Source organism: Leclercia adecarboxylata, from assembly GCF_023639785.1.
Classification (GTDB): domain Bacteria; phylum Pseudomonadota; class Gammaproteobacteria; order Enterobacterales; family Enterobacteriaceae; genus Enterobacter; species Enterobacter adecarboxylatus_D.
This window is the reverse complement of the sequence record NZ_CP098325.1, coordinates 313,140-334,519: the sequence shown is the minus strand read 5'-3', so window position 1 is coordinate 334,519 and position 21,380 is coordinate 313,140. Positions and strand designations below refer to the sequence as shown.

21 protein-coding genes are annotated in these 21,380 nt (G+C 56.8%); 15 read left to right on the top strand and 6 right to left on the bottom strand.

Annotation, left to right across the window (positions count from 1 at the left end; genetic code table 11):
* The 4 genes from NB069_RS01550 to proP all read right to left on the bottom strand — a co-directional run bounded on the left by NB069_RS01550 (position 1) and on the right by proP (position 5,104).
* The gene (locus tag NB069_RS01550; protein ID WP_250587181.1) at positions 1 to 558 is read right to left on the bottom strand and encodes a polysaccharide biosynthesis/export family protein; all 558 of its coding nucleotides are present in this window, start codon (positions 556 to 558) and stop codon (positions 1 to 3) included.
* A gap of 1 nt (position 559) precedes the next feature.
* Positions 560 to 1,846 carry an outer membrane beta-barrel protein gene (locus NB069_RS01545; protein WP_250587179.1) on the bottom strand — a complete coding sequence of 429 codons (1,287 nt, stop codon included), beginning with the start codon at positions 1,844 to 1,846 and terminating at the stop codon, positions 560 to 562.
* A complete protein-coding gene (locus tag NB069_RS01540) occupies positions 1,836 to 3,251 on the bottom strand; it encodes an undecaprenyl-phosphate glucose phosphotransferase (protein ID WP_250587178.1) in 1,416 nt (471 codons plus the stop codon). Before NB069_RS01540 ends, NB069_RS01545 begins: the two co-directional genes overlap by 11 nt.
* A gap of 350 nt (positions 3,252 to 3,601) precedes the next feature.
* Positions 3,602 to 5,104 (bottom strand): glycine betaine/L-proline transporter ProP, encoded by a 1,503-nt coding sequence (proP, locus tag NB069_RS01535; RefSeq protein WP_250587176.1) that lies wholly within the window; start codon positions 5,102 to 5,104, stop codon positions 3,602 to 3,604.
* Between the two features lie 657 nt (positions 5,105 to 5,761).
* On the opposite strand from proP, the gene kdgT reads away from it, so the two are divergent.
* Complete coding sequence (gene kdgT, locus NB069_RS01530) at positions 5,762 to 6,757, top strand: 2-keto-3-deoxygluconate transporter (RefSeq protein ID WP_250587174.1); 996 nt, start codon at positions 5,762 to 5,764, stop codon at positions 6,755 to 6,757.
* 179 nt (positions 6,758 to 6,936) lie between these two features.
* Here the strand turns inward: kdgT and NB069_RS01525 are convergent, their stop codons facing one another.
* Entirely contained in the window at positions 6,937 to 7,815 is an 879-nt protein-coding gene (locus tag NB069_RS01525) for a YjcZ-like family protein (RefSeq protein ID WP_250587172.1), read from the bottom strand.
* Positions 7,812 to 10,169, bottom strand: a complete 2,358-nt coding sequence (crfC, locus tag NB069_RS01520) for a clamp-binding protein CrfC (RefSeq protein ID WP_250587170.1) — start codon at positions 10,167 to 10,169, stop codon at positions 7,812 to 7,814. The genes NB069_RS01525 and crfC overlap by 4 nt, the downstream gene beginning before the upstream one ends.
* A gap of 588 nt (positions 10,170 to 10,757) precedes the next feature.
* Here crfC and NB069_RS01515 point away from each other — a divergent pair.
* The 14 genes from NB069_RS01515 to phnO all read left to right on the top strand — a co-directional run bounded on the left by NB069_RS01515 (position 10,758) and on the right by phnO (position 21,375).
* Entirely contained in the window at positions 10,758 to 11,093 is a 336-nt protein-coding gene (locus tag NB069_RS01515; protein WP_250587169.1) for a zinc ribbon domain-containing protein YjdM, read from the top strand.
* 187 nt (positions 11,094 to 11,280) lie between these two features.
* Positions 11,281 to 12,069: a phosphonate ABC transporter ATP-binding protein gene (gene phnC, locus NB069_RS01510; RefSeq protein WP_250587168.1), complete on the top strand. Its 789-nt coding sequence runs from the start codon at positions 11,281 to 11,283 to the stop codon at positions 12,067 to 12,069.
* 23 nt (positions 12,070 to 12,092) lie between these two features.
* Complete coding sequence (gene phnD, locus NB069_RS01505; protein WP_250587167.1) at positions 12,093 to 13,109, top strand: phosphonate ABC transporter substrate-binding protein; 1,017 nt, start codon at positions 12,093 to 12,095, stop codon at positions 13,107 to 13,109.
* A gap of 116 nt (positions 13,110 to 13,225) precedes the next feature.
* On the top strand, positions 13,226 to 14,005 hold the full coding sequence (gene phnE, locus NB069_RS01500) for a phosphonate ABC transporter, permease protein PhnE (RefSeq protein WP_250587166.1): 780 nt from the start codon (positions 13,226 to 13,228) through the stop codon (positions 14,003 to 14,005).
* Positions 14,006 to 14,025: 20 nt separating this feature from the next.
* The gene (phnF, locus tag NB069_RS01495) at positions 14,026 to 14,751 is read left to right on the top strand and encodes a phosphonate metabolism transcriptional regulator PhnF (RefSeq protein ID WP_250587164.1); all 726 of its coding nucleotides are present in this window, start codon (positions 14,026 to 14,028) and stop codon (positions 14,749 to 14,751) included.
* Positions 14,752 to 15,204 carry a phosphonate C-P lyase system protein PhnG gene (gene phnG, locus NB069_RS01490; RefSeq protein WP_250587162.1) on the top strand — a complete coding sequence of 151 codons (453 nt, stop codon included), beginning with the start codon at positions 14,752 to 14,754 and terminating at the stop codon, positions 15,202 to 15,204.
* Positions 15,201 to 15,785, top strand: a complete 585-nt coding sequence (gene phnH, locus NB069_RS01485) for a phosphonate C-P lyase system protein PhnH (protein ID WP_250587160.1) — start codon at positions 15,201 to 15,203, stop codon at positions 15,783 to 15,785. The genes phnG and phnH overlap by 4 nt, the downstream gene beginning before the upstream one ends.
* Positions 15,785 to 16,849 (top strand): carbon-phosphorus lyase complex subunit PhnI, encoded by a 1,065-nt coding sequence (locus NB069_RS01480; protein ID WP_250587158.1) that lies wholly within the window; start codon positions 15,785 to 15,787, stop codon positions 16,847 to 16,849. Before phnH ends, NB069_RS01480 begins: the two co-directional genes overlap by 1 nt.
* On the top strand, positions 16,842 to 17,687 hold the full coding sequence (gene phnJ / locus NB069_RS01475; RefSeq protein ID WP_250587156.1) for an alpha-D-ribose 1-methylphosphonate 5-phosphate C-P-lyase PhnJ: 846 nt from the start codon (positions 16,842 to 16,844) through the stop codon (positions 17,685 to 17,687). The genes NB069_RS01480 and phnJ overlap by 8 nt, the downstream gene beginning before the upstream one ends.
* On the top strand, positions 17,684 to 18,439 hold the full coding sequence (gene phnK, locus NB069_RS01470; protein WP_250587154.1) for a phosphonate C-P lyase system protein PhnK: 756 nt from the start codon (positions 17,684 to 17,686) through the stop codon (positions 18,437 to 18,439). The genes phnJ and phnK overlap by 4 nt, the downstream gene beginning before the upstream one ends.
* 147 nt (positions 18,440 to 18,586) lie before the next feature.
* Positions 18,587 to 19,267 carry a phosphonate C-P lyase system protein PhnL gene (gene phnL / locus NB069_RS01465; protein WP_250587153.1) on the top strand — a complete coding sequence of 227 codons (681 nt, stop codon included), beginning with the start codon at positions 18,587 to 18,589 and terminating at the stop codon, positions 19,265 to 19,267.
* Positions 19,264 to 20,400, top strand: coding sequence for an alpha-D-ribose 1-methylphosphonate 5-triphosphate diphosphatase (phnM, locus tag NB069_RS01460; protein ID WP_250587151.1), 1,137 nt, complete (start codon positions 19,264 to 19,266; stop codon positions 20,398 to 20,400). Before phnL ends, phnM begins: the two co-directional genes overlap by 4 nt.
* A complete protein-coding gene (gene phnN, locus NB069_RS01455) occupies positions 20,397 to 20,948 on the top strand; it encodes a ribose 1,5-bisphosphokinase (protein WP_250589430.1) in 552 nt (183 codons plus the stop codon). Before phnM ends, phnN begins: the two co-directional genes overlap by 4 nt.
* Complete coding sequence (gene phnO, locus NB069_RS01450) at positions 20,941 to 21,375, top strand: aminoalkylphosphonate N-acetyltransferase (protein ID WP_250587149.1); 435 nt, start codon at positions 20,941 to 20,943, stop codon at positions 21,373 to 21,375. The genes phnN and phnO overlap by 8 nt, the downstream gene beginning before the upstream one ends.
* The last annotated feature ends 5 nt before the right edge of the window (positions 21,376 to 21,380 follow it).

The window sequence follows — 21,380 nt, the reverse complement described above, 5'->3', positions numbered from 1 at the left end:
TCAGAAGAATCCTGTGCCAATTATGACGAGATCGCCCGGGAGTACGGAGTGGGTAACATCAACATTTTCAAGCAACTCACCGGTGGATGATTGACGAATTTTGAGATCCGTACGGTCTGCACGATCGGTATAACCCCCCGCCAGGGCGATGGATTTTTCCACGGTCAACCCTGGCTCATAGGAATAGCCATTCGGATTCTCAACTTCACCAGAGATATAAAACTTACGGAATTCAGCAATATTGACCGTCACCATTGGATTAAGCACAAAACCTTTGCGCAGGCGTTGCGTAATCTCCGCGTCCACCTGACTGGCGGTTTTGCCCTTTAATTCCAGCTTGCCAATATAGGGGTAATTAATAGCCCCACTATTATCAAGTACTACTTTCATGGTCAGGTCAGGTTGACCGGCAACGTTAATGTTGACGATATCACCGGAGCCCAGTAAATAATTTGCTGTATCCACCACGCTATTGTCCTTTAACGTCGGCTGCGGTGATTTGCATCCGGCGAAAACAACGCTGAGGAGTAAAAAAGCGCACAGTTTCATTATTTTCATTTTAAATCTGAACCTTAGCTGTAAGCATAATTAAAGATTGATCATAGCCCAACGTTTCGGTCACGACGCGATCGTCGTTGGGGCCGATAGTAAAGGTATCTGTATCTTTATTAGACTTAAGCGTATCAAGATGATATTCCACACCAAGGTTAACCGATGGCGTGAGGTCATAACCTACGATAAATGAAAACACCCCATTTTTGTCATGACGGTCCTTGTTCTGATCTTTGTAGTCCTCTGTAATCCACGCATAATCAAGCAACATCGTTAAGCGGTCATTCATCCACAAGTGTTTGTATGAAATGCCGTACTCGGTAACTAAATTATATCCGCCCGCTTCAGAAGGATCCTTAATACTTTGTGATGTTCTTAGCGTAAACAGCGACTGCTGAAGCGGTTTCCATTCCCCGAGAATATCCCAGTTAATCCCGTTGAAATCCTTCGAGCCGGGGTTATTCTCAAAGGTTTTATAGAGCCACGACACGTTCATATCAACGTTCGTTTTGCCCGTCAGCTGCGACTGAATGCCATAACGCAAATAGTATTCATTACTGTCTTTTGCGGAGTCATGATCGTAATGAAACTGGTTGGTAATAAAACTATAGCGAAAACGCGTCTTAGAGGTGTATTGATCGAAAATTTCTGCAATCAGGGTATTTTCGGTCCACTCCTGCTCGCGAATATATTGTGCAAAGTCCTCATCCCTGCTTTCAACCTGGCCGGTATTTCCAAAAGACCATTTGCGGTGCATTAACGCCAGGTCTGCCCTTCCCCGTCCGTCGGGCGCACCGTAACTATAGCGCAGCTCGCTGTTGAACAGATTGGTGGTTAACGGTGAGGTCACGCCAAATTCCCGGAACTGTTCCGGCAGGAACCCCTCCGTCACGCCGCGCCCGCGTTCCTCATGGCCGAGAGAGTCTTCGAGCGTCAGGCTCAGGCCATGCATCAGACCATAACGCCAGTCGCCTTTGAAGCGGAAGAAGTGATCGTCGTAGTCATCCGCCGAGTCGCTGGAGTAGTGACGATAATCCCCGGTGTACATCAGCAGATACTTGTCCTGACCGCGCTCCCCGTTCAGGGACAAGACGGGTCTGAGACTCTGGAAGTCGGAGCTTTTCGCGTCGCTATCGTGAGGCTGGAAGGTGACGTTATCGTTATGCCCATAGTTCACCCCGACATTGCTTTGAAAGTCGATACCCGCCCAGCCGATATGTGATTTTGGCGTTAATTCTGCTAACGCGACCGGAGACGCCATAATCCCAGCGATAATAATAATTTTAGTATGCATTCTTACCGACAAATCCCTTAAAAATGGTTTTAATGATGATTTTTATATCTAACCAAAAGGACCAGTTCTGAATATATTCAATGTCGTACTGGACTCGCTTTTCCATTTTATATAGCGCATCAATTTCGCCACGATAGCCATTAATTTGCGCCAGACCTGTGATCCCAGGCTTCACTTTATGGCGAATCATGTAGTTTTCGACCTGCTTACGGTAAAGCTCGTTGTGCGCCACAGCATGGGGCCGTGGGCCGACAATCGACATATTTCCTTGAATAACATTGATGAACTGCGGCAGTTCATCCAGAGATGTCCGACGCAAGAATGCTCCAAAGCGCGTGACCCGCGGGTCATCTCGTGTCGCCTGTATCACCGTGTCGGTATTTTCCATAACTTTCATGGTCCGGAACTTCCAGACTTTGATCTTCTGCCCGCTCAGCCCATAGCGATCCTGTTTGAAGAAAACCGGCCCGCGTGAGGTGAGCTTAATACCAATGGCAATGACGATCATTAACGAGACAATCATTACCATAATCACGCTGCCCAGAACCAGATCTTCCGCGCGTTTAATAAACGACCCACCGCCATCAAGGGGGGAGGTGAAAATGCCAATGGTCTGTAGGTTATGAACAGAACGTATCTGCGAGGTATTGGTACTGTAGGCGTAAAAGTCCGGCACGATCCAGGTATTTACCGTGGTATCGGACATCATGGCCAGAAAATGGCGTATGCGCTCCAGGGCCACCATCGGCAGGGCGATGTAGATTTCGTCGACCCTGCCGGCCTTTGCCTCTTCGACCAGTTTGATGACGGGACCGTTATAAGGGCTGGTAATTCTTTTCGCCAGTTCGCCCAGCCGCTCCGGGCCGCGTTCATCGTAGAAGGCCAGTTCCAGCTGCACATCCGCATACTCCAGACGTAACGCCTTTTCCGCCGCCAGGCCGTTATCGGTAATCCCGATAATGGCGACTCTGATGCGCTTTTTCGCTGAGAGTTTGAAAATAATCAGGCGGACAACGTACAGAAACGGGATCGGCGAGGCATACCATAACGGCAGGGCAGGAATATTGCGCATATCAATAAAGGTTAAGTAACCCAACGAATATAATTTGGCGACTAAAATTCGCACCATGCCGATAAACAGAATGGCTAAAAAAGCCGTCAAGAACAGCCGTCTTTGATTGCGTAACTTGTTGTTTTTAGGTCTGTAAAGATAACACTCCGTGTATTCACCAAAGAGTAAAAATGCGGTGGAGTACAATAAGCTGATCAAAATTACAGTGTCGAAAGACTCCATTTTCAACCACCAACCACTGAGCATCAGAATTAAATTAATTGAGAAGAAATCAATTAATTTAATGAATACTGAGTAACCTCCATGGGTGATCTTTTGCGAATTTCTCAGCATGCCCGGACCTACTTATAATTAAGCATCGGTATTATTTTTTTGTAGCGCTAATTGCACCCGTGAACGTATTAAAAAAATAAAAAGCTGTTTCGCGTAAGGGTACGTTACCGGAAAGAGTCAGCATCCTGGGGGATTGCCCGGGCTCACAACTATGTGGGTGTAAAACTCAGCATACATCCCCCTCTTAACGCTGAAGGCGTTAAATTTATAGAGACATCCGTTTAAGTAAAGCGTATGCACTATTCATTAAAACCGCCAATAAACTTTAGTTGTATTCCGTTCAGGTATGAAAAAAGAGATGATGCAAACAAAAGGCACAAAAAAACCCGGCCTTGGCCGGGTTTTTTTATTTACTCGTTAATGCGGGGGTGTTGATCCACCAGCCGGGAGCGCTTCGCCTGTAGCTCTGCAATCTCAGCATCGATATCTTCGATCTTCTGCTCAATGTTGTCGTGATGCTCGCGCAGGATCTCCTTCGCTTCCTGGAGGTCGGATGCGGCAGGTGTTGCCCCTTTCAGCGGCAGGTTGGCTGTCTCTTTCATATAAAGGCCGGTGATCAGCCCGATGACCGCAATCACCATCAGGTAATACGCAGGCATCATCAGGTTCTGGGTGCTCTCTACCAGCGATGCCGCCAGTGTAGGGGTAATACCCGCAATCAGCACCGAGATATTAAACGCCGCCGCCAGCGCACTGTAGCGAATGTGCGTCGGGAACATCGCCGGCAGGGTCGATGCCATCACGCCGATAAAGCAGTTGAGGATCACCGCCAGCATCAGCAGACCGGCAAAAATCAGCCCGATGACGTTGCTGTTGATCATAATGAAGGCCGGGATAGCCAGCACGAACAGCGCGACACTACCTAAAATAATGAAAGGACGACGTCCGAAGCGGTCGCTCAGCAGGCCCATGATCGGCTGCACAAACAACATCCCCACCATGATGGCGATGATAATCAGCACGCCGTGATCTTCCGAGTAGTGCAGGTTATGCGACAGATAGCTCGGCATGTAGGTCAGCAGCATGTAATAGGTCACGTTGGTGGAGATCACCAGACCGATACAGGTCAGCAGGCTGCGCCAGTGTTTGGTGGCAATCTCTTTGAACGAAACCTTTGGCCCTTCCTGCAGACCTTCGCGATCGCCCTGCTCCAGCTTATCAACATGCTGCTGGAACGCCGGGGTCTCTTCTAACGCGTGACGCAAGTAAAGGCCAATGATGCCCAACGGCAGCGCCAGGAAGAACGGAATACGCCAGCCCCAGGAGAGGAAGTTCTCTTCGCCCACCACGGTGGAGAGCAACACCACGACGCCCGCGCCCAGCACGAACCCGGCAATAGAGCCGAAGTCGAGCCAGCTGCCCATAAAGCCGCGCTTACGGTCCGGAGAGTACTCGGCAACGAAGATCGACGCACCGGTGTACTCACCCCCGACCGAGAAGCCCTGGGCCATCTTACACAGCAGCAGCAGGATCGGCGCCCAGATGCCAATACTCGCGTACGACGGGATAAGGCCGATACAGAAGGTACTGACCGACATAATCACAATCGTTATCGCCAGAATTTTCTGCCGACCGTACTTGTCCCCCAGCATCCCGAAGAACAGACCGCCGAGCGGACGGATAAGGAAGGGAACAGAGAAGGTCCCGAGAGCGGCGATCATCTGCAAACTGGGATCGGCGCCGGGGAAGAAGACTTTACCTAATGCATAGGCCACGAAGCCATACACACCAAAATCAAACCATTCCATCGCATTACCGAGCGAGGCGGCGGTGATCGCTTTGCGCAGTTTACCGTCGTCAATAATGGTGACGTCGCGCAGGGTGATCGGTTTAACTTTTTTCCTTTTAAGCATTGCTATCCTCGTAGACTGAGCCCAGTCCTCACCACAGCGCTCAAAAAAATCGCTTTGTGGAACCCGGGAAGCGCCTCATGCGCATTCTCCTCAATCAAGCGTAGCAGGTTTACTTACACTGACCTTTTTTGACCAGTACAACCGAACCTGTTGACGCCTGTCTGGGCTGTTGATGACCTCAATACCCTACCAGCGTTTATATGTGTGATCAACTTCACATATATTTTTAAGTTTATGACCAGAAGTGTAAAGACTGTAAATACCAGACCATCAGTTGTTTCTTATGCCTGCCGCTGTAAATACCTTTTCGCACGTTATTATTTTCCGTGAAATGAAAAAATAGCGACATTTTTTTACATGGCATTTACAGCCGATTTAATAATCAAGAGGCAAATATCGTGTTTCCTTAAAATATGTGATGAAGATAACTAAAACACTGTTTTATTTTCATTGAATCACAGTTCCATCGATCGCATCATAAGTCCGTCAAAACGAGTCTGGTCTCCTTCAAATGAAGGTTAAAAAAACCAAACTGGTTATATCTGCTGTATGAATAACGAATCGCCTGACGCCACTGCGTCACAATTCGTTGTATTCATTAGATTATTAATTATGACTTATCCGCCGGTGATGCGTGATGAGATGTGAGGGTTGATGATGAAGATTAAAGCCGCGATTGAACGCATCCCCGGTGGGATGATGCTGGTTCCGCTGGTACTGGGCGCAATTCTAAATACCTTAGCCCCTAATACCGGAGCCTATTTTGGTGGATTCACCAAAGGCATGATTACCGGAACAGTACCGATTCTTGCGGTGTGGTTCTTCTGTATTGGGGCCTCTATTAATTTACGCGCAACGGGCACGGTATTACGTAAATCCGGAACGCTGGTTATTACCAAAATTGCCGTAGCGTGGATTGTGGCGATGGTTTGCGCCATGTTTATTCCGGAAAACGGCATTCAGACCGGCTTCTTCGCAGGCCTCTCCGTGCTGGCGATTGTTTCTGCCATGGACATGACCAACGGCGGTCTGTACGCCAGCCTGATGAACCAGTACGGCACCAAAGAAGAGTCCGGCGCTTTCGTTCTGATGTCTCTGGAATCCGGCCCGCTGATGACCATGCTGATCCTCGGCTCTGCAGGCCTGGCATCCTTCGAACCACACCACTTTGTCGGCGCCGTCCTGCCGTTCCTGATCGGTTTTGCCCTCGGCAACCTGGACCACGATCTGCGCGACTTCTTCAGCAAAGCGACACCGGTTCTGATCCCGTTCTTCGGCTTCGCGCTGGGTAACACCATCAACCTGAACGTGATCCTCGACACTGGCCTGCTGGGTATTGTTCTGGGTGTGGCGGTTATCGTTATCACCGGTATTCCGCTGATTATTGCCGACCGTGTTATCGGTGGAGGTAATGGTACTGCGGGTGTGGCCGCCTCTTCAGCAGCAGGCGCTGCGGTGGCAAACCCGGTGATTATCGCCCAGATTAACCCGGCGTTCGAACCGGTTGCCGCTTCCGCTACCGCACTGGTTGCAGCAAGCGTCATCGTCACCGCGATTCTGGTTCCGATTATTACCGCGCTGTATGCCAGACGCTTTGGTCAGGTCCCGGAGAATACCGAGGAGCAGCCTGCGGTACAGTCACTGCACCACTGAGATGTAAGCCCCCGCCCAAACCATTCCCTCTCCCTTGAGGGAGAGGGTTAGGGTGAGGGGGAACATGCGACTCCGTTGTTGGTTCAGTTCACCTTACGTTCTTTGCCTCTCTGTCACACCTGAACCGGTGAACGTGCCAGGGGGGCTCGCCGCCTCAGCCCTATGGGAGAGGGAACCGGTTACTCCCCAAACACCTCACCCACCATCGCTTTTGCCAGCCTGGCCGCCGAACAAAGCCTCGGCATCCCCAGCGCCACGTTCTGCCAGCTTTGCGTCACCGACCAGCACACCGGATGCCTGTCGGTATCACACCAGTCCCCCAGCCAGCCCAGCATATCTTTATGATCGATAATCCCCGGCGTACTGGGGGTGGTCAGCCACTGATGATAGAAATGACGGGTGTTGGGCGCGGCGTTGATCCCCTGCGCCAGGTAGTTCGCCACCATGCTGCACAGGTTGTCTTTCAGCATGGCGCTGACATCCGCATTTGCCAGCCGGCAGGCGTCACCAAATGCCCCCCAGCGCAGCTCCTCCAGCGCCACATAACCGCGGCCGGCCAGCGACCAGCCGTCATAGTGCCCGGCCCGCCAGCGGGTAAAAATCTGTTCGCTGTGAACGCCCGCCTGTACCGTTAATCCGCGCTGGGTTAAGGCTTTCTCTTTAAACTGCGCCCGTTGATGGAAATGGGCGGAAAGGCTTTCGTACTGATGCACCAGGCCGATGGCCGGCTGGTTGCGCAGGTTGGCCTGCTGGCGCAGGGTAGTGAGGATGTGCGTCATGCGGGTCAATGCCAGATGGCCGGGATCAAACATGCCCGCCAGCTTCTCTGCCAGCCCGAGTCGCAGCACAGCATTTTCGCTGAACATTCCCCCCATGGCCCACTGGCGAAGCTGAGTCTGCGCCATGATCTCCTGGGTTAAACGCTCACGAAAGTGCTGCTGTTGCGACGCCACAGAGGCGTGACGCTGCGCGTCAGCCCCCTGCACCAGGTCGACCATAAATTTAGGATGGATACATTCCAGCGTCCGTCCAGGACCGTCCAGTAATTGTTTTGTCATGGTTGCTCTGCCGCGAATAACGTTTGAATATCATCGCGTAACAGTCGGGTATCTTCCTGAATCCACGTCGCAGTCGTAATACATTGCTGCAGCAGCTGGCTGAGCGCCCGTGTGGCATGCTCATTTTGCTGGCGCACTGCGAGGCTATCACGCAAGCTTTCCTGTAACCCTGCAAGGCATAACGAGAATTCCGCAAAAAATGTCGCCATACCTGCTGTAACAGAGACATCGACCTGCGCCGCCAAAGCTTTACGAATTTGTTCACAAAAGTGATCAATATGCTGTTTAAATTTTTCATGAAGCTGTGACACGTTAATAACGTATCGCGTTCGCGTCATCACATAGTCTTCCCAGCCCCAGCCCGGATTGTTCAGCCAGCGGGAGACCGTCTCGCGCAGCGCGCTGCTGGCCCCCTGCGCCTGGCTGGCAGGCTGACTCTCCTGGGCGATAGCGTCGCTGAACAGACTTCGGGTGTTAAAGTTAAGCTGGTTCGCCTGGAATGCCGGGAAGCTGATCCGCGCGCGGAAACCGGCGTGGCTTAACTCCTCTTTGATGCGCGTCTCAATCGGACGCATGGCGTCGTTCAGGGAGCGGGCCAGGGTCGTTTCCAGCTGGTCAAAGCGCAGGGCCAGCTCACGACCGATTTTTGCCTGGGCATCCAGCATGATCATTTCGCAGGAGGAGCGGATTTTGCTCAGCAGGATCTGCGCCTGGCCTTCATCGTCCAGCACCAGCTGACCGGGCGTGGCTAACACATCGGCATGCAGCTTGTGCGGATTAAACCCGGCCAGATCCAGCAAATTATCCGGGTTGAAGATATGCTCTACCGCAAGTTTGATATCGCTCTGCTGGGTGCTGATAAACAGATCCGCCGCCGTCAGCGCCTGGCCAACCTCATGCCTTACCTCATCGCTTACCGACGCCTGGCGGGACTGTAGCAGCGCCATATCCTCCTCCAGGCGGGCAATATTGAGCTCCAGCTCGTCGAAGGCCACCGTCAGCCCCTGATAGCGGAAATCAAGGTACTCGCGGGCATTCTGGGCGTAATTCAGCAGCTTATGCGACGCCGAGCGTAACGCGTAGAGCGAGGCGTTAGCGTAGGCGGCATAAATCAGCTTGCGGATCGGCTGCTCGAAGAGGGAGTCTTCCCACAGCAGATCGGCGGAGTGGCGAACATGTTCAATATCGTCCAGATCGGCACTCCGCCAGCGGCGGCCCAGCGCGGCCTCGGCAAAATCCTGTACCCAGCGCTGCTCCTGGTGATCCGGCAGTTTACCGTGCTGCGCCAGCTCGTGACGGGCGCGGTTAGCCAGATATCCCCACATGGAGGAGACCGGGAAGATCTGGCCCGGCGAGATATGGCCTTTCATCAGGGTGCCGGAGATCATCGCCCGCACCTGCTCCTCATCGTCGCTGTTACGGTCTTTCTGATCGAATTTATTGACCAGCGCGTACAGCGGTACCGATTTGCTGACGGCAGAAATCGCCAGCCGCACTTCGGCGTCCGAGATCGACTTCAGCTGCGTATAGTCCATCACTGCCAGCACCGCCGAGGCACGCGAGAGCTGCTCGGTGAGCATTTTTTGCAGATGTGGTTGCCCGGCCTCGTTCGGCCCCGGCGTGTCCAGCAGGGTGAGTTGTCCCAGATGCGCATCCAGCCCGGCCAGATGGACAAACTCCACTTCAATAACCGGGATATTTTCAATAGCGGCATAGGCGGAAAACGGAAAATCAGTGCCCAGCGCCTGGGAAAGACGCACTAAATCGTTCAGGTTTTTTAAACAGTTAAATATGGGCTGCGCACCCAAATAATGTTTTTCAAATGCTTCGCCAGCTTCAATGCGCCCAAGTAGCGCATTCATATCTTTATCAATTTCAAGCTGCTGGGCCAGCTTGCCACGATCGAAATTGGCGAGCTTCTTTTGCATTTGTTTTATTAATGTATCGATCGGCGCCACGTGAGAAAAATGCAGCACCGGCTCTTTCTGGCCCGGGGTATGGCGGATCAGCGTCGGCAATGCGGTCATCGGACGGTTGCGGTTGGGCAACACCTCGGTGCCCACGATGGCGTTGATGGTGGTGGACTTCCCGGCTTTCATGGTGCCCACGATCGCCAGCACCATCTCCAGACGGGTAATTTTGCGCAGCTCATTATTCAGCATCGACTGCTGTGCTTCTAAACCACGGGCACTAAAGTGCAGGGGTAATATGTTACTGGTTTCGCCGGTAATCGCCGACGTCGCGTTGTCCAGCATCGCAACAGGCATAGCGCTCAGCGCATCGAGATTCTGCAATGAGAGTTGCAGCAGCCTTTCTGCTTCCTGGCTTAACTCAAATATTGTTTGTGTGTGCATGGTAAAAGCCTTCCCTTAACACAAATTTTATATAACCGAATTATTTTAAGAATGAAGGATCGGCTTATATCATTACGTGTAGCAAATATGTTCGAAGCAATATAATTGTCTGATGACAATAAAATATATCTTTCAGCGCTTAAAGCAGCGGAGCACGCTCCTTCGGTCAGGGAAACCGAAAGATAAAGAGCGTAGCTCAAATTGACGAAATTTCAGGATAAACCATCTTTAATCGCCCACCAAAAATGAGGGGTAATTCACCCCATGCGGATCGGGGATGGCTTTAAAAACATTTACGGTGAATATCATTAGCACCTTAACCTTATCTGAAATGACACGGCGTATCAATTTGCCGCAATAAAATATTATTGCTTTCATTCACAAGTGTTTCTCTCCCGTGCCTGATACTTATCATTACCTGAGCCACTGACAGACAATGTCACTGAAAACGCTTTTTTGGGCAAAAGCGAAAAATAATATCACCGACAACAGTAAGGACATGCGTTATACTTGCCGCCTTTTTCGACAACCTGTCGATTTTAGGCGGGCCTTATTGCCGCCGGTTCGCACTATTTTGAGGAGAACACCATGCAGCTTCCACACTGTCCAAAATGCAACTCTGAATACACCTACGAAGATAACGGTATGTTTATCTGCCCGGAATGCGCTTACGAATGGAACAACGCCGAGCCTGCGCAAGAGAGCGACGAGCTGATCGTCAAAGATGCCAACGGCAACTTGCTGGCGGATGGCGATAACGTCACCGTCATTAAAGATCTGAAGGTAAAAGGCAGTTCGTCGATGCTGAAGATCGGTACCAAGGTGAAAGGCATTCGTCTGGTCGAGGGCGACCACAACATCGACTGCAAAATCGACGGCTTCGGCCCGATGAAGCTCAAATCCGAGTTTGTGAAAAAGAACTGATTTTCTCTTTGCAGGCCCGGCAAGCGAAGCGCCGCCGGGCACTGTTGCCGGATGCGCTGTGCTTATCCGGCCTACAAGCACTGTCATCCCTTTCACCTCAACTCTTCAAACTCCCGCAACCAACACTTAACCTAAATGTCACATTGATCCGCCAGCATGAGGCCACATTTGAATCGAGGCCTCACCCATGCACACTGTCATCCGCGTCGAGAAACTGAGCAAGACCTTCCATCACAACAAGGCTCTGCATGCCGTTGATCTGACCGTCCATCAGGGCGAAATGGTGGCGCTGCTCGGGCCATCCGGTTCAGGTAAATCCACCCTTCTGCGCCACTTAAGCGGCCTTATCACCTGCGATAAAACGTCGGAAAGCCATGTCGAGCTGCTGGGCAACACCGTGCAGCGCGCGGGCCGTCTGGCGAGTGATATCCGTAAAAGCCGCGCCCAGACCGGCTACATCTTCCAGCAGTTCAACCTGGTGAATCGCCTGACGGTGCTGGAGAACGTGCTGGCTGGCGCGCTCGGCAGCACCCCGTTCTGGCGCACCTGCCTGCGCTGGTTCTCCCCTGCCCAGAAGCAGGAGGCGCTGCAGGCGCTGACCCGCGTCGGTATGGCCCATTTCGCCCACCAGCGCGTCTCCACCCTGTCCGGTGGACAACAGCAGCGCGTGGCGATTGCCCGGGCGCTGATGCAGAAAGCCAAAATCATTCTCGCCGATGAGCCGATTGCTTCGCTGGACCCGGAATCGGCCCGCATCGTCATGGAAACCCTGCGCGACATCAACCAGAACGACGGCATCACCATCGTGGTGACGCTGCACCAGGTGGATTACGCCCTGCGTTACTGCGAGCGCATCGTCGCCCTGCGTCAGGGACATGTCTTCTTTGATGGTGCCAGCCATCAGTTTGATAACGAACGTTTTGACCATCTCTACCGCAGCGTAAACCGCGTCGAAGAACGCGCGCAGGCTGCTTAACGTCCCCACAATGAGGAATGGAAATGAGCTATAAAACGGTTGCCGCGCTGGCTTTTACCAGCATGTTCAGCATCAGCTCCCTGTTAAGCCCGGCGTTCGCTGACGAGCAGGAAAAAGCGCTGAACTTCGGCATCATTTCGACGGAATCACAGCAGAACCTGAAGCCACAGTGGGAACCCTTCCTGAAAGATATGGAAACCAAACTGGGGATCAAAGTGAACGCCTTCTTCGCCCCGGACTACGCGGGCATCATCCAGGGGATGCGATTTAACAAAGTGGACATTGCCTGGTACGGCAACCTCTCCGCCATGGAAGCGGTGGATCGCGCCAACGGTCAGGTCTTTGCGCAAACCGTTGCCGCCGACGGCTCCCCGGGTTACTGGAGCGTGCTCATCGTCAACAAAGACAGCCCGATCAATAACCTGCAGGACATGCTCGCTAAACGTAAGGATCTCACCTTTGGCAACGGCGACCCGAACTCCACGTCGGGCTTCCTGGTCCCGGGCTATTACGTCTTCGCGAAGAACAACGTCTCCACCAGCGAATTCAAACGCACGGTCAACGCCGGGCATGAAACCAACGCCCTGGCCGTCGCCAACAAGCAGGTGGATGTAGCCACTAACAACACCGAAAATCTCGACAAGCTGAAGACCTCTGCCCCGGACAAGCTGAAAGCGCTGAAGGTGATCTGGAAATCGCCGCTGATCCCGGGCGACCCGATAGTGTGGCGTAAAAACCTCTCCGAAAGCACCAAGGACAAGGTGTACGACTTCTTTATGAACTACGGCAAAACCCCGGAAGAGAAAACCGTGCTGGAACGTCTGGGCTGGGCGCCGTTCCGCGCCTCCAGCGACCTGCAGCTGGTGCCGATTCGCCAGCTGGCGCTGTTCAAACAGATCCAGGGCGTGAAGGACAACAAAGGTCTGAAAGAGGAAGAGAAGAGCAGCAAGATGTCTGAAATTCAGGCCCAGCTGGACGATCTCGACCGCCTGACCGCCGCGCTGGGCGCCATGACCAGCGTGAGTAAAGCGGTGCAGTAACGCTTTTCTCCCTCTCCCTGTGGGAGAGGGCCGGGGTGAGGGCATCAGCGCGCACATTTCCCCCTCACCCTAACCCTCTCCCTCAGGGAGAGGGAACTAAACACAAAGGAGTCAACATGCAAACCATCACTCTCCCACCGCCAAAGCGCAGCTGGTTCTCGCTTATTAGCTGGGCCGTTCTGCTGGCGGTGCTCGTCGTCTCCTGGAAAGGCGCGGAAATGGATCCGCTTACGCTGGTACGTGACTCCGGCAACATGGCGACCTTCGCCGCCGACTTCTTCCCGCCGGACTTCAGCCAGTGGCAGGACTACCTCGGCGAAATGGCCGTCACCCTGCAAATCGCCGTCTGGGGTACCGCTCTGGCCGTGGTGCTCTCCATTCCGTTTGGCCTGATGAGCGCCGATAACATCGTGCCCTGGTGGATTTACCAGCCGGTGCGTCGCCTGATGGACGCCTGCCGCGCCATCAACGAAATGGTCTTTGCGATGCTGTTCGTGGTCGCCGTCGGTCTCGGTCCCTTCGCCGGGGTGCTGGCGCTTTTTATTCACACTACCGGCGTGCTCTCCAAATTGCTTTCGGAAGCGGTGGAAGCCATCGAGCCCGGCCCGGTCGAAGGTATTCGCGCCACCGGTGCCAACAAGCTGGAAGAGATCCTCTACGGCGTCCTGCCGCAGGTGATGCCGCTGCTGATCTCCTACTCACTCTACCGCTTTGAGTCCAACGTCCGCTCGGCGACGGTGGTCGGCATGGTGGGTGCAGGTGGGATTGGCGTCACCCTGTGGGAGGCGATTCGCGGTTTCCAGTTCCAGCAAACCTGCGCCCTGATGGTGCTGATCATCATTACCGTCAGCCTGCTGGACTTCCTCTCTCAACGTTTGCGTAAGCACTTCATCTGAGTAGCGAGGCATTGTTTTATATGCACTTATCCAGACATCCGACCAGTTACCCCACCCGCTGGCAAGAGATTGCCGCGAAGCTCGAAGTGGAGCTGCAGACCCACTACCGCTGCGGAGATTACCTGCCTGCGGAGCAGCAGCTTGCCGACCGCTATGAAGTCAACCGCCACACCCTGCGCCGCGCCATTGACCAGCTGGTGGAACGCGGCTGGGTTCAGCGCCGCCAGGGCATCGGCGTGCTGGTGCTGATGCGCCCGTTCGACTACCCGCTTAACGCCCAGGCGCGCTTTAGCCAGAACCTGCTGGATCAGGGCAGCCACCCCACCAGCGAGAAACTGCTCTCGGTACTGCGTCCGGCCTCCAGCCACGTCGCGGACGCGCTGGGGATTTCGGAGGGGGACAACGTCGTTCACCTGCGCACCCTGCGCCGGGTCAACGGCGTGGCGGTGTGCCAGATCGATCACTACTTCGCGGACCTGACCCTCTGGCCGGTGCTGCAACATTTCGCCAGCGGCTCGCTGCACGACTTTCTGTTCGACGCCACCGGGATTGCGCTGAAGCGCACCCAGACGCGCATCAGCGCCCGCCGCGCCCAGGCCAAAGAGAGCAAGGTGCTGGAAATCCCTAACATGGCGCCCCTGCTCTGCGTGCGCACCCTTAACCACCGTGACGACGAGGTGAACGCGACGGAGTACTCCGTCAGCCTGACCCGCGCCGACATGATTGAATTCACCATGGAGCACTGAATGCATTTCAATACCTCCACCCGTCAGCACTGGATGGCCGTGCTCGCCCACAGCCAGCCTGCGGCACTTGCGGCGCGTTTCACCGCCCTGAACCTGACGCCGGACTACGAACTGATCCGCGCCCCGGAAACCGGGCTGGTGCAAATTCAGGCCCGGATGGGCGGGACCGGCGCACGCTACTTTGCCGGCGACGCCACCCTGACCCGCGCCGTGGTGCGCCTCGCCAGCGGCACGCTCGGCTACAGCTATCTGCTCGGGCGTAATAAAACGCACGCCGAACAGTGCGCCGTGGTGGACGCCCTGCTGCAGGAAGCCCCCCATTTTCAGGCCCTGATGGAAACCATTATTGCCCCGCTGGAAGCCGATCGCGCCGCACGCCTTGCTGCCCGCCAGGCCGAAGTAAATACCAGCCGGGTCGACTTCTTTACGCTCGTTCGCGGAGACAACGCATGACACTTCAACCCGCTTTTACCCTCGCCGTGCAGGATGCCCAGCACAGTTTTCGTCGCCTGCTGAAAGCCATGAGCGAGCCCGGCGTCATCGTCTCTCTGCATCAGCTTAAGCATGGCTGGCAGCCGCTTAACCTCGCCACCACCAGCGTGCTGCTGACCCTGGCCGATAACGACACCCCGGTGTGGCTGTCGGGCTCCGTCAGCAACGATATCGTCAGCAGCAACCTGCGTTTTCACACCAGCGCCCCGCTGGTGGATCAGCCCCAGCAGGCGGTGTTTGCCGTGGCCGACGAGCACATCAGCCACGAGCAGCTCAACGCCCTGAGCGAAGGCACCGCCGTGGCCCCGGAGACCAGCGCCACGCTGATTTTGCAGGTCTCCAGCCTGAGCGGCGGCCGCATGCTGCGCCTGACCGGGGCCGGGATCGCCGACGAACGCATGGTCGCCCCGCAGCTGCCGGAGTGCATTATTCATGAGCTGACCGAGCGCCCGCACCCGTTCCCGCTGGGGATCGACCTGCTGCTGACCTGCGGCGAGCGTCTGCTGGCGATCCCGCGAACCACCCATGTGGAGGTGTGCTGATGTACGTTGCCGTCAAAGGGGGCGAGAAGGCGATCGCCGCCGCCCACGCATTGCAGGCGCACCGGCGCCGGGGCGATGAACAGCTTCCCGAGCTGAGCGTGGCCCAGATTGAACAGCAGTTGAACCTGGCCGTCGACCGGGTGATGACCGAAGGCGGCATCGCCGACCGCGAGCTGGCGGCGCTGGCGCTGAAGCAGGCCAGCGGCGATAACGTTGAAGCTATCTTCCTGCTGCGCGCCTACCGCACCACCCTGGCGAAGCTGGCGGTGAGCGAGCCGGTGAATACCGCGGAGATGTGCCTCGAGCGCCGAATCTCTGCCGTGTATAAGGACATCCCCGGCGGCCAGCTGCTCGGCCCGACCTACGATTACACCCATCGCCTGCTCGATTTCACCCTGCTGGCAAACGGCGAAACGCCGGAACTGAAAATGGCGGAGCCGCAGCAGGACGCCTCTCCGCACGTCTTTAGCCTGCTGGCCAGACAGGGGCTGGCGAAGGCGGAGGAGGATCGCGGCGATGAACCGGATGACATCACCCGCACCCCGCCGGTGTACCCCTGCTCCCGCGCCTCGCGCCTGCAGCAGCTGATGCGCGGCGACGAAGGCTACCTGCTGGCGCTGGCCTACTCCACCCAGCGCGGCTACGGGCGAAATCACCCCTTCGCGGGTGAAATCCGCAGCGGCTATATCGACATCAACATCGTGCCGGAGGAGCTGGGTTTTGCGGTAAACGTCGGCGAACTGCTGGTAACCGAGTGCGAAATGGTGAACGGCTTCGTCACCCCACAGGATGAGGCCCCGCACTTTACCCGCGGCTACGGGCTGGTGTTCGGCATGGGTGAACGCAAGGCGATGGCGATGGCCCTGGTTGACCGCGCCCTGCAGGCACCGGACTACGACGAAAGGGTCTCAGGCCCGGCCCAGGACGAAGAGTTCGTGCTGGCCCATGCGGATAACGTCGAGGCTGCCGGGTTCGTCTCGCACCTCAAACTGCCCCACTACGTCGATTTCCAGGCTGAACTGGAGCTGCTTAAACGTCTGCAACAGGAGCGCGACAATGGCTAACCTCAGCGGCTACAACTTTGCTTATCTGGATGAGCAGACCAAGCGCATGATCCGCCGCGCCATTTTAAAAGCGGTGGCTATCCCCGGCTATCAGGTGCCCTTCGGTGGCCGTGAAATGCCGATGCCTTACGGCTGGGGCACCGGCGGGATCCAGCTCACCGCCAGCGTGATCGGCGAAGCGGACGTGCTGAAGGTCATCGACCAGGGGGCAGACGACACCACCAACGCCGTGTCGATCCGCCAGTTCTTTAAGCGTGTGACCGGGGTAAACACCACCGAGCGCACCGAAGACGCCACCCTGATCCAGACCCGCCACCGCATCCCGGAAACGCCCCTCACTGAAGATCAGATTTTGATTTTCCAGGTACCGATCCCGGAGCCGCTGCGCTTTATCGAGCCGCGCGAGACCGAAACCCGCACCATGCACGCCCTGGAAGAGTATGGCGTGATGCAGGTGAAGCTGTACGAGGACATCGCCCGTTTCGGCCATATCGCCACCACCTACGCCTACCCGGTGAAGGTTAACGGCCGCTACGTCATGGACCCGTCGCCGATCCCGAAATTCGATAACCCGAAGATGGACATGATGCCCGCCCTGCAGCTGTTCGGCGCCGGGCGCGAGAAGCGTATCTACGCCGTGCCGCCTTACACGCGGGTTGAAAGCCTGGATTTCGACGACCACCCGTTTACCGTCCAGGAGTGGGACGAGCCGTGCGCCATCTGCGGATCGAAACACAGCTATCTGGACGAAGTGGTGCTGGATGACACCGGCAAGCGGATGTTTGTCTGCTCCGACACCGATTTTTGCCGCCAACAGAGCGAGGCCAACAGCCAATGAAACCGCTGCTTTCGGTCAATAACCTGACCCACCTTTATGCGCCGGGCAAGGGCTTCAGCGACGTATCGTTCGACCTGTGGCCGGGCGAAGTGCTGGGGATTGTCGGCGAATCCGGCTCCGGCAAAACCACCCTGCTGAAATCCATCTCCGCCCGGCTGGCACCGCAGAACGGCGACATTCTCTATGACGGCGACTCGCTGTACGCCATGAGCGAGGCGAAACGCCGCCGCCTGCTGCGCACCGAGTGGGGCGTGGTGCACCAGCATCCGCTGGACGGCCTGCGCCGCCAGGTGTCGGCGGGGGGCAATATCGGCGAACGGCTGATGGCGACCGGCGCGCGCCATTACGGCGAGATCCGCGCGACGGCGCAACACTGGCTCGAAGAGGTGGAGATCCCGGCCTCGCGTATCGACGACCTGCCGACCACCTTCTCCGGCGGTATGCAGCAGCGTCTGCAGATCGCCCGCAATCTGGTCACCCATCCAAAGCTGGTGTTTATGGACGAACCCACCGGCGGGCTGGACGTGTCGGTGCAGGCCCGCCTGCTGGATCTGCTGCGCGGTCTGGTGGTGGAGCTGAACCTGGCGGTGGTGATTGTCACCCACGATCTGGGCGTCGCCCGCCTGCTGGCGGACCGTCTGCTGGTGATGAAGAGCGGCGAGGTGGTGGAAAGTGGGCTGACCGACCGGGTGCTCGACGACCCGCATCACCCCTACACCCAGCTGCTGGTGTCGTCCGTTTTGCAGAATTGAGGTTGCTGTTGCCCGGCGGCGCTTCGCTTGCACGGGCCTACGATTTTGTAGGCCGGGTAAGGCGCAGCCGCCACCCGGCAGTGAATCCCGCTCCTTCCAGGCCGGGTAAGCGAAGCGCCACCCGGCATCCCGAACCACGAGGCCAACATGATCCGCGTTGAAAACGTCAGTAAAACCTTTGTGCTCCACCAGCAAAACGGCGTCCGTCTGCCGGTGCTGCAAAACGCCTCCCTTGAGGTAAAAAATGGCGAATGCGTGGTGCTGCACGGCCACTCCGGCAGCGGCAAATCGACCCTGCTGCGCTCGCTGTACGCCAACTATCTGCCGGACGAGGGCCATATTCATGTGCGTCACGGCGATGAATGGGTGGATCTGGTGCAGGCCCCGGCGCGTAAGGTGCGCGACGTCAGGCGTACCACCATCGGCTGGGTCAGCCAGTTTTTACGGGTGATCCCGCGCGTTCCGGCGCTGGAAGTGGTGATGCAGCCCCTGCTGGACCTCGGCGTACCGCGCGACACCTGCGCCGCCAAAGCCGCCAGCCTGCTGACGCGCCTCAACGTGCCGGAGCGCCTGTGGCATCTCGCCCCTTCCACCTTCTCCGGCGGGGAGCAGCAGCGGGTGAACATCGCCCGGGGCTTTATCGTCGATTACCCGATTTTACTGCTCGATGAACCGACCGCCTCGCTGGATGCCAGAAACAGCGCTGCCGTCATTGAACTGATCGAAGAGGCCAAAGCGCGCGGCGCGGCGATCGTCGGGATCTTCCACGACGAGGCCGTGCGGGATCGCGTGGCGGATCGTCTGCACCCGATGGGGGGAAGCGCATGATCGTAAACAACGTAAAACTGGTGCTGGAAAACGAGGTCGTTGCCGGTTCCATTGACGTTCAGGACGGGGTAATCCGTACCTTCGCCGAAACCCAGAGCCGCCTGCCCGGGGCGATGGACGGCGAAGGCGGCTGGCTGCTGCCGGGGCTGATTGAGCTGCACACCGACAACATGGACAAGTTCTTCACCCCACGCCCCAAAGTGGACTGGCCCGCCCATTCGGCGATGAGTAGCCATGACGGGATGATGGTGGCCAGCGGCATTACCACCGTGCTGGACGCGGTGGCGATTGGCGACGTGCGCGACGGCGGCGACCGGCTGGAGAACCTGGAGAAGATGATCAACGCCGTGGAAGAGACCCAGAAGCGCGGCCTCAACCGCGCCGAGCACCGCCTGCACCTGCGCTGCGAGCTGCCCCATCACACCACCCTGCCGCTGTTTGAGAAGCTGGCGGGCCGCGAGCCGGTGACCCTGGTGTCGCTGATGGACCACTCTCCGGGCCAGCGCCAGTTCGCCAGGATCGAAAAGTATCGCGAATACTATCAGGGCAAGTACTCCCTCAACGATGAGCAGATGGCGCGTTACGAAGAGGAGCAGCTGGCGCTTGCTGCCCGCTGGTCGCAGCCCAATCGGGAGGCCATTGCCGCGCTGTGCCGTCAGCGCAATATCGCCCTGGCGAGCCATGACGATGCCACGGCGGAACATGTCCGCGAATCCCACCAGCTTGGCAGCGTTATCGCCGAATTTCCCACCACGTTCGAAGCCGCAGAGGCCTCCCGCCAGCATGGACTGAGCGTGCTGATGGGCGCCCCTAATATCGTGCGCGGCGGATCGCACTCCGGCAACGTGGCGGCCAGTAAGCTGGCGTCGCTCGGCCTGCTGGATATCCTGTCGTCTGATTACTACCCCGCCAGCCTGCTGGATGCCGCGTTCCGCGTGGCGGATGACGAAGACAACAGCTTTACCCTGCCGCAGGCCATCCGCCTGGTGACCCGAAACCCGGCCCAGGCGCTGAACCTGCAGGATCGCGGGGTGATTGGCGAAGGCAAGCGGGCCGACCTGGTGCTGGCGCACCGCAGAGGCGAGCATATTCATATCGACCACGTCTGGCGTCAGGGAAAACGGGTGTTCTGATGGGAAGAGTGATCTGGTTAATGGGGCCCTCGGGCTCCGGAAAGGACAGTCTGCTGGCGGCGTTACGCCAGCAGCCACAGCCGCAGCTGCTGGTGGCGCACCGCTACATCACCCGCCCCGCCAGCGCGGGGAGCGAAAACCATATCGCCCTCAGCGAGCCCGAGTTTTTTACCCGCGCCGGGCAGCAGCTGTTTGCCCTGAGCTGGCACGCTAACGGCTATTATTATGGGGTGGGCCTGGAGATCGACCTGTGGCTGCACGCCGGGTTTGACGTGGTGGTCAACGGCTCACGCGCGCATCTTCCCCAGGCGCGGGCGCGCTATGCGGATGCCTTGCTGCCGATCTGCCTGCAGGTGTCGCCGGATATCCTGCGTCAGCGCCTGCAGGACCGTGGCCGGGAGAGCGCAAAAGAGATCGAGCAGCGGCTGGAACGCGCCGCCCGCTATACGCCCTCCCACTGCCCTGTGCTGAATAACGACGGACGCTTGCACCAGTCTGTCGATAACTTCCTTTCACTCATTAGCCAGAAGGAGAAAAACCATGCCTGAGTGTGAGTTGCGTCCCGCCACCGCGGAAGATGTTGACGCCGTTTATGGCCTGATCTGCGAGTTAAAGCAGGCGGAGCTTGACCGGTCGGCGTTTCATGCGGGGTTCGCGGCCAATCTGCAGGATCACAATATGCGTTATCAGCTGGCCGAACGGGATGGACACATCATCGGGATGATCGGCCTGCACATGCAGTTTCATCTGCATCACGCCAACTGGATCGGCGAGATCCAGGAGCTGGTGGTGATGCCGCAGGCCCGCGGCCTGAAGGTGGGCAGCCAGCTGCTGGCCTGGGCGGAAGAAGAGGCCCGCCACGCCGGAGCGGAGATGACCGAGCTCTCCACCAGCGTCAAGCGCCTCGACGCGCACCGCTTTTATCTTCGTGAAGGGTACACACAGAGCCATTTTCGCTTCACTAAACCGCTGTAAGGGGG

Excerpts from the sequence above, each read along its gene's own strand:
- NB069_RS01550 (WP_250587181.1), bottom strand. The coding sequence starts at position 558 with ATGAAAATAATGAAACTGTGCGCTTTTTTACTCCTCAGCGTTGTTTTC.
- NB069_RS01545 (WP_250587179.1), bottom strand. The coding sequence starts at position 1,846 with ATGCATACTAAAATTATTATTATCGCTGGGATTATGGCGTCTCCGGTC.
- NB069_RS01540 (WP_250587178.1), bottom strand. The coding sequence starts at position 3,251 with ATGCTGAGAAATTCGCAAAAGATCACCCATGGAGGTTACTCAGTATTC.
- proP (WP_250587176.1), bottom strand. The coding sequence starts at position 5,104 with ATGCTTAAAAGGAAAAAAGTTAAACCGATCACCCTGCGCGACGTCACC.
- kdgT (WP_250587174.1), top strand. The coding sequence starts at position 5,762 with ATGAAGATTAAAGCCGCGATTGAACGCATCCCCGGTGGGATGATGCTG.
- NB069_RS01525 (WP_250587172.1), bottom strand. The coding sequence starts at position 7,815 with ATGACAAAACAATTACTGGACGGTCCTGGACGGACGCTGGAATGTATC.
- crfC (WP_250587170.1), bottom strand. The coding sequence starts at position 10,169 with ATGCACACACAAACAATATTTGAGTTAAGCCAGGAAGCAGAAAGGCTG.
- NB069_RS01515 (WP_250587169.1), top strand. The coding sequence starts at position 10,758 with ATGCAGCTTCCACACTGTCCAAAATGCAACTCTGAATACACCTACGAA.
- phnC (WP_250587168.1), top strand. The coding sequence starts at position 11,281 with ATGCACACTGTCATCCGCGTCGAGAAACTGAGCAAGACCTTCCATCAC.
- phnD (WP_250587167.1), top strand. The coding sequence starts at position 12,093 with ATGAGCTATAAAACGGTTGCCGCGCTGGCTTTTACCAGCATGTTCAGC.
- phnE (WP_250587166.1), top strand. The coding sequence starts at position 13,226 with ATGCAAACCATCACTCTCCCACCGCCAAAGCGCAGCTGGTTCTCGCTT.
- phnF (WP_250587164.1), top strand. The coding sequence starts at position 14,026 with ATGCACTTATCCAGACATCCGACCAGTTACCCCACCCGCTGGCAAGAG.
- phnG (WP_250587162.1), top strand. The coding sequence starts at position 14,752 with ATGCATTTCAATACCTCCACCCGTCAGCACTGGATGGCCGTGCTCGCC.
- phnH (WP_250587160.1), top strand. The coding sequence starts at position 15,201 with ATGACACTTCAACCCGCTTTTACCCTCGCCGTGCAGGATGCCCAGCAC.
- NB069_RS01480 (WP_250587158.1), top strand. The coding sequence starts at position 15,785 with ATGTACGTTGCCGTCAAAGGGGGCGAGAAGGCGATCGCCGCCGCCCAC.
- phnJ (WP_250587156.1), top strand. The coding sequence starts at position 16,842 with ATGGCTAACCTCAGCGGCTACAACTTTGCTTATCTGGATGAGCAGACC.
- phnK (WP_250587154.1), top strand. The coding sequence starts at position 17,684 with ATGAAACCGCTGCTTTCGGTCAATAACCTGACCCACCTTTATGCGCCG.
- phnL (WP_250587153.1), top strand. The coding sequence starts at position 18,587 with ATGATCCGCGTTGAAAACGTCAGTAAAACCTTTGTGCTCCACCAGCAA.
- phnM (WP_250587151.1), top strand. The coding sequence starts at position 19,264 with ATGATCGTAAACAACGTAAAACTGGTGCTGGAAAACGAGGTCGTTGCC.
- phnO (WP_250587149.1), top strand. The coding sequence starts at position 20,941 with ATGCCTGAGTGTGAGTTGCGTCCCGCCACCGCGGAAGATGTTGACGCC.